This is a genomic window from Xenophilus sp., from assembly GCF_044462705.1.
In the GTDB taxonomy this organism is placed as follows: domain Bacteria; phylum Pseudomonadota; class Gammaproteobacteria; order Burkholderiales; family Burkholderiaceae_C; genus Xenophilus; species Xenophilus azovorans.
The window spans coordinates 1-6405 of sequence record NZ_JBIQNC010000247.1; the positions used below are offsets into that span (position 1 = coordinate 1).

5 protein-coding genes and 1 pseudogene are annotated in these 6405 nt (G+C 69.7%); 3 read left to right on the forward strand and 3 right to left on the reverse strand.

The features are described 5' to 3' along the window. The 3 genes and pseudogenes from ACIY1X_RS23615 to glmM all read left to right on the forward strand — a co-directional run. A pseudogene (locus ACIY1X_RS23615) lies at positions 1-759 on the forward strand (cell division protein FtsH); the annotation flags it as partial. Between the two features lie 127 nt (positions 760-886). Further along, positions 887-1675, forward strand: a complete 789-nt coding sequence (folP, locus tag ACIY1X_RS23620) for a dihydropteroate synthase (RefSeq protein WP_399685390.1) — start codon at positions 887-889, stop codon at positions 1673-1675. Between the two features lie 31 nt (positions 1676-1706). Then, positions 1707-3038, forward strand: a complete 1332-nt coding sequence (gene glmM / locus ACIY1X_RS23625) for a phosphoglucosamine mutase (RefSeq protein WP_399685384.1) — start codon at positions 1707-1709, stop codon at positions 3036-3038. Between the two features lie 67 nt (positions 3039-3105). On the opposite strand, the gene ACIY1X_RS23630 is transcribed toward glmM, so the two are convergent. From ACIY1X_RS23630 to ACIY1X_RS23640, 3 genes are read right to left on the reverse strand one after another with little or no spacing between them, the layout of a single operon-like run. Beyond that, positions 3106-4377, reverse strand: a complete 1272-nt coding sequence (locus ACIY1X_RS23630) for an acyl-CoA dehydrogenase family protein (RefSeq protein ID WP_399685386.1) — start codon at positions 4375-4377, stop codon at positions 3106-3108. Positions 4378-4432: 55 nt separating this feature from the next. After that, a complete protein-coding gene (locus tag ACIY1X_RS23635) occupies positions 4433-5548 on the reverse strand; it encodes a phosphotransferase (protein ID WP_038209227.1) in 1116 nt (371 codons plus the stop codon). A gap of 15 nt (positions 5549-5563) precedes the next feature. Beyond that, positions 5564-6283: a Crp/Fnr family transcriptional regulator gene (locus tag ACIY1X_RS23640; RefSeq protein WP_038209224.1), complete on the reverse strand. Its 720-nt coding sequence runs from the start codon at positions 6281-6283 to the stop codon at positions 5564-5566. Between the last annotated feature and the right edge of the window lie 122 nt (positions 6284-6405).

Sequence of the window (6405 nt, forward strand, 5' to 3'; positions counted from 1 at the left end):
GCGCGCGTGGTCGAGATGCAGGACTTCGAGAAGGCCAAGGACAAGATCTTCATGGGCCCCGAGCGCAAGAGCATGGTGATGCCCGAGGAGGAGCGCCGCAACACGGCCTACCACGAGTCGGGCCACGCGCTCATCGGCAAGCTGCTGCCCAAGTGCGACCCGGTGCACAAGGTCACCATCATCCCGCGCGGCCGCGCGCTGGGCGTGACCATGAGCCTGCCCGAGCAGGACCGCTACAGCTACGACCGCGAATACATGCTCAACCAGATCAGCATGCTGTTCGGCGGCCGGATCGCGGAAGAGGTGTTCATGAACCAGATGACCACCGGCGCGAGCAACGACTTCGAGCGCGCGACCAACCTGGCGCGCGACATGGTCATGAAGTACGGCATGAGCGACGCGCTCGGCCCGATGGTCTACGCAGAGAACGAGGGCGAGGTGTTCCTCGGCCGCTCGGTCACCAAGACCACCAACATCTCCGAGCAGACCATGCAGAAGGTCGACTCGGAAGTGCGCCGCATCATCGACGAGCAGTACGCCCTGGCGCGCCGCCTGATCGAGGAGAACAAGGACAAGATGCACGCCATGGCCAAGGCCCTGCTCGAGTGGGAGACCATCGACACCGAGCAACTGGACGACATCATGGCCGGCCGCGAGCCGCGTCCGCCCAAGGACTTCACGCCGCGCACGCCGCCCTCGGGCAGCAACGGCGGCGGCTCGGCGCCCGTCAAGCCAGACCCGGCGCCCACCGCGGCGTGATCCCGGCCCGATGAGCGAAGCCGGTACATCGGCGGGGCCTTCGGGCCCCGTTTTCGTTGGCGGGTCGCCGGCGCCGTCCACGTGGCGCGCCGGCCGCTTCGTGCTCGACCTGGCGCGGCCGCAGGTCATGGGCATCGTCAACGTCACGCCCGACTCCTTCTCCGACGGCGGCAGCCATGCCGATGCACGCGCCGCGCTGCGCCACTGCGAGGCGCTGATCGGGGAGGGCGCGGACATCCTCGACGTCGGCGGCGAATCCACCCGGCCGGGCAGCCCGGCCGTGCCGCTGGACGAGGAACTGGCGCGCGTGCTGCCGGTGGTGCGCGGGGCCGTCACGCTGGGCGTGCCGGTCTCCGTCGACACCTACAAGCCCGAGGTGATGCGCGCCGTGCTCGACCTGGGCGCCGACATCGTCAACGACATCTGGGCATTGCGCCGGCCGGGCGCGCGCGAGGCGGTGGCGGCTCACGCGGGCTGCGGCGTGTGCCTGATGCACATGCACCGCGACCCGCAGACCATGCAGGCCGCGCCGATGGAAGGCGACGTGGTGCCGCAGGTCGCGGCCTTCCTGGCCGAGGCGGCGAAGGCGCTGTGCGCGCTCGGCGTGGCGGCCGATCGCATCGTGCTCGATCCGGGCATCGGCTTCGGCAAGACGGTGGCGCAGAACTTCGCGCTGCTGGCGCGGCAGCGCGAGCTGCTGGCGGCGGGACATCCGCTGCTGGCCGGCTGGTCGCGCAAGTCCTCGCTGGGCGCGGTGACGGGCATCGCGTCGCCGGCCGGCCGCATGCTGCCCAGCGTGGCGGCGGCCCTGTTGGCGGTGGAGCGGGGCGCGCGCATCGTGCGCGTGCACGACGTGCAGGAGACGGCGCAGGCGCTGGCCGTGTGGCAAGCCATGCGCGCGCAGGACGATTCATAGATAGCAACGACAAGAAGGGCATCGGTACATCATGGCAAGGCAGTACTTCGGCACCGACGGCATCCGCGGCACGGTGGGGCAGGCGCCCATCACGCCCGACTTCGTGTTGCGCCTGGCGCACGCGGTGGGCCGCGTGCTCAAGCGCACGCAGGCGCGGCCCACGGTGCTCATCGGCAAGGACACGCGCATCTCGGGCTACATGCTCGAGTCGGCGCTCGAGTCGGGCTTCAATTCCGCCGGCGCGGACGTGGTGTTGCTGGGCCCCGTGCCCACCCCCGCCGTGGCCTACCTCACGCGCGCGCAGCGCGCCAGCCTGGGCGTGGTGATCAGCGCCAGCCACAACCCCTTCCCCGACAACGGCATCAAGTTCTTCAGCGCCCAGGGCACCAAGCTCAGCGACGCCTGGGAGGAGGCGGTGGAGGCCGCGCTGGCCGAGCCGCCCGTGTGGGTGGATTCCGCCGCGCTGGGCCGCGCCCGCCGGCTGGACGACGCGTCCGGCCGCTACATCGAGTTCTGCAAGAGCACCTTTCCCAACGACCTGAGTCTGCGCGGCCTGAAGCTGGTGGTGGACGCGGCGCACGGCGCGGCCTACCAGGTGGCGCCCGCCGTCTTCCATGAGCTGGGCGCGGAGGTCGCCAGCATCGGCGTCCGGCCCGACGGGCTGAACATCAACAAGGACGTGGGCGCCACGCATCCCCAGGCGCTGATCGCCGAGGTGAAGGCGCAGGGCGCCGACTACGGCATCGCGCTGGACGGCGACGCCGACCGGCTGCAACTGGTCGATGCCTCGGGGCGCCTGTTCAACGGCGACGAACTGCTGTGGCTGATGGCGGCCGATCGCATGGCGCGCGGCGACAAGCCGGCCGGCGTGGTCGGCACGCTGATGACCAACAAGGCGGTGGAGGTGGCCTTCCGCCGCGCCGGCGTCGAGTTCGTGCGGGCCAAGGTGGGCGATCGCTACGTGCTGGAAGAGCTGGACCGCCGCGGCTGGCTGCTGGGCGGCGAGGGCTCCGGCCACCTGCTGGCGCTGGACCGCCAGACCACCGGCGACGGGCTGGTCAGTGCGCTGCAGGTGCTGCAGGCCTGCGTGCGGCGCGGCCAGACGGTGGCCGAGCTGCTGGAGGGCGTGCAGCTCTTCCCGCAGACGCTGGTCAACGTGCGCCTGGCGCCGGGGCAGGACTGGCAGTCCAACGCGCGCCTGGCGGCCGAGACGCGCAAGGCCGAGGCCGAGCTGGGCGACGCCGGCCGCGTGCTGATCCGCGCCAGCGGCACCGAGCCGCTGCTGCGCGTGATGGTCGAGGCGCGCGATGCGGCCCAGGCCGAAGCCTGCGCGAAGCGCATCGCGGCGACGGTGGCCGGCTGAACGAACGCCTGCCGCAAAGAAAAAGCCCGCTTCGGCGGGCTTTTTTCATTCGGCCAGTGCGGAAGGCTCAGAACCGGGTGACCGGCGGGTCCATTTCGCGCTTGTCGGCCGCGTACTTGCCCAGCTCCCACTTGGCGATGGCGTTGCGGTGCACCTCGTCGGGACCGTCGGCGAAGCGCAGCGTGCGCGCGCCGGCGTAGGCATAGGCCAGCGGGTAGTCGTCGCACATGCCGCCGCCGCCGTGCACCTGCATGGCCCAGTCGATCACCTGGCAGGCCATGCTGGGGGCCACCACCTTGATCATGGCGATGTCGGTCTTGGCGACCTTGTTGCCGGCCACGTCCATCAGCCAGGCGGCCTTGAGCGTGAGCAGGCGCGCCATGTCGATGCGGCAGCGCGCCTCGGCGATGCGCTCCTGCGTCACCGTCTGCTGCGCCACGGTCTTGCCGAAGGCCACGCGCGAGGAGGCGCGGCGGCACATCAGTTCGAGCGCGCGCTCGGCCAGGCCGATCAGGCGCATGCAGTGGTGGATGCGGCCCGGCCCCAGGCGGCCTTGCGCGATCTCGAAGCCGCGGCCCTCGCCCAGCAGGATGTTGCTGGCGGGCACGCGCACGTTCTCGAAGTACATCTCGACGTGGCCGTGCGGCGCGTCGTCGTAGCCCATCACGTTCAGCGGGCGCACGATGCGGATGCCCTTGGCGTCGGCCGGCACCAGGACCATGCTCTGCTGCGAATGCTTCGGGCCTTCCGGGTCGCTCTTGCCCATGGTGATGAAGATCTTGCAGCGCGGGTCGGCCGCGCCGGAGATCCACCACTTGTGGCCGTTGATGACGTACTCGTCGCCCTGGCGCTCGATGCGGGTGCAGATGTTGGTCGCGTCGCTCGACGCCACCTCGGGCTCGGTCATCGCGAAGGCCGAGCGGATCTTGCCTTCCAGCAGCGGCGTGAGCCACTGTTCGCGGTGCTCGTCGCTGCCGTAGCGGGCGATGGTCTCCATGTTGCCGGTGTCGGGCGCGGAGCAGTTGAACACCTCCGAGGCCCATGGCACACGACCCATCAGCTCGGCCAGCGGCGCGTACTCCAGGTTGGTCAGGCCGCCGCCCTTCTTCTTCGCCAGCTCGGCCGTGTCGTTGGGCAGGAACAGGTTCCACAGCTCCTGCGCGCGCGCCTTCTCCTTGAGCCGTTCGATCACCTGCAGCGCGCTCCAGCGCTTGCCGGCGGCGGTGTTGTCGGCCAGTTCCTTCGCGTACTCCGCCTCGGCGGGGAAGACATGCTGGTCCATGAAGTCGCCGACGCGCTTCTGCAGATCCTTGACCTTGGGGGAAAACTCGAAATCCATGCTGTCTCCGGTGCGGTGGGGAAAACGAAAGAAGAAGAAAAAAGAGAAGGGCCGCTCAGGCGCGCTGCGCGAACTGCCAGGCCAGCTCGGCCATCGGCCGCGCGCCCCTGGCGGAGCTGATGGCCTGCTCGCTGGACGCGGTGCCGGCCTCGACCCGCTTGGCGATGCCCTGCAGGATGGCGGCGATGCGGAACAGGTTGTAGGCCAGGTAGAAGTTCCAGTCCGGCGCCAGCTGCTCGGGCGTGGCGATGCCGGTGCGCTCGCAGTAGCGGCGCACGTAGTCCTGCTCGGAGGGGATGCCCAGCGGCGCGATGTCCACGCCGCCGATGCCGCGCCCCAGTTCGGCCGGCACGTGCCAGGCCATGCAGTGGTAGCTGAAGTCCGCCAGCGGGTGGCCCAGCGTGGACAGCTCCCAGTCGAGCACGGCGATGGCGCGCGGCTCGGTGGGGTGGAACATGATGTTGTCCAGCCGGTAGTCGCCGTGGACGACGGAGACCAGGGATTCGTCGCGCGCGCTGGCGGGCATGTGGGCCGGCAGCCAGTCGACCAGGCGCTCCATCTCGGGGATGGGCTGCGACATTTCGCCGGCGCCGTCGGCTGAGGCCTTGTACTGCTTGCTCCAGCGGCCGATCTGGCGTTCGAAGTAGCTGCCCGGCTTGCCGTAGTCGGCCAGGCCCCGGGCCTTGTAGTCCACCGTGTGCAGTGCGGCGATGACGCGGTTCATCTCGTCGTAGATGGCGGCGCGCTCGGCGTTGCTCATGCCGGGCAGGGACTGGTTCCACAGCACGCGCCCTTCCATGCACTGCATGACGTAGAAGGCGCGGCCGATGACGGACTCGTTCTCGCACAGCGCCAGCATCCGCGGCACCGGCACGTCGGTGCCGGCCAGGCCGCTCATCACCTTGTATTCGCGCTCGATGGCATGCGCGGAGGGCAGCAGCTTCGCCACCGGGCCGGGCTTGGCGCGCATCACGTACTGGCGCCCGGGTGTGATGAGCTTGTAGGTCGGGTTGGACTGGCCGCCCTTGAACATCTCCACCGTCAGCGGGCCGCGGAAGCCCTCCAGGTGCTGCGCGAGCCAGGCCGAGAGGGCCTCGGTGTCGAAGGCGTGCTGGGGCGACACGGCGCGCGTGCCGACGAAGGCGCTGTAATCCTGCTGCTGCTCGGTCATGTCTCTTGTTTCTTCTCAGTCATCGGCCTGCGAGATGCGCGCGAGCGCATCGCGGTCCAGTACCACCAGGCCGGCCGGCTCGATGCGGATGGCGCCCTCGCGCTCCATGGTCTTGAGTTCCTGGTTCACGCGCTGGCGCGAGGCCCCCAGCAACTGCGCCAGCTCTTCCTGCGCCAGTTGCAGGCCGATGCGCATCTGGCTGCCGTCCGCCAGGTTGGGCACGCCGTAGCTGCGCACCAGATGCACGAGCTGCTTGGCCAGCCGCGCGCGCAGGGGCAGCGTGTTGAGGTCTTCCACCAGCCCGAACAGCGTGCGTATGCGGCGCGCCTGCAGCCGCATCAGCGCCTCGTACAGCTCGACGTGCGAGGCGAGGATCTTCTGGAAGTCGGCCCGCGCCACGCACAGGATGGTCGTGTCCCCGTGCGCATAGGCATCGTGCGTGCGCCGGTCGCCGTCGAACATCGCCACGTCGCCGAACCAGATGCCCGGCTCCACGTAGGTCAGCGTGACCTGCTTGCCCGACACCGCCGTCGAACTCACCCGCACCGCGCCCTTGGCGCACGCGATCCACTGTTCCGGCGGATCGCCGCGCGCGGCGATCAGGTCGCCGTCCTTGTAGCGTTTGACGAAGGCGCATCGGAGGATGTCGTGGCGCAGGGAAGGAGAAAGGGAGGTGAACCAGCGACCACCGTTGATCGCTTCTCTTTCTTCGATGGTAAGAATGGGGTCGTCCATGGTCTGTCTTTTGAGTGACTGGGGCGGCAGCCGGTTGTCGCGCGAGCGACCGGCTCACTCGTAGCGCGGCGCGCGCTTGTCGAGAAAGGCCGCGATGCCGATGCCGGCGTTGGGATGGTGCA

Bases quoted from the DNA above. Each gene is read 5' to 3' on its own strand.
- ACIY1X_RS23640 (WP_038209224.1), bottom strand. From the start codon at position 6,283: ATGGACGACCCCATTCTTACCATCGAAGAAAGAGAAGCGATCAACGGT.
- glmM (WP_399685384.1), top strand. From the start codon at position 1,707: ATGGCAAGGCAGTACTTCGGCACCGACGGCATCCGCGGCACGGTGGGG.
- ACIY1X_RS23635 (WP_038209227.1), bottom strand. From the start codon at position 5,548: ATGACCGAGCAGCAGCAGGATTACAGCGCCTTCGTCGGCACGCGCGCC.
- ACIY1X_RS23630 (WP_399685386.1), bottom strand. From the start codon at position 4,377: ATGGATTTCGAGTTTTCCCCCAAGGTCAAGGATCTGCAGAAGCGCGTC.
- folP (WP_399685390.1), top strand. From the start codon at position 887: ATGGGCATCGTCAACGTCACGCCCGACTCCTTCTCCGACGGCGGCAGC.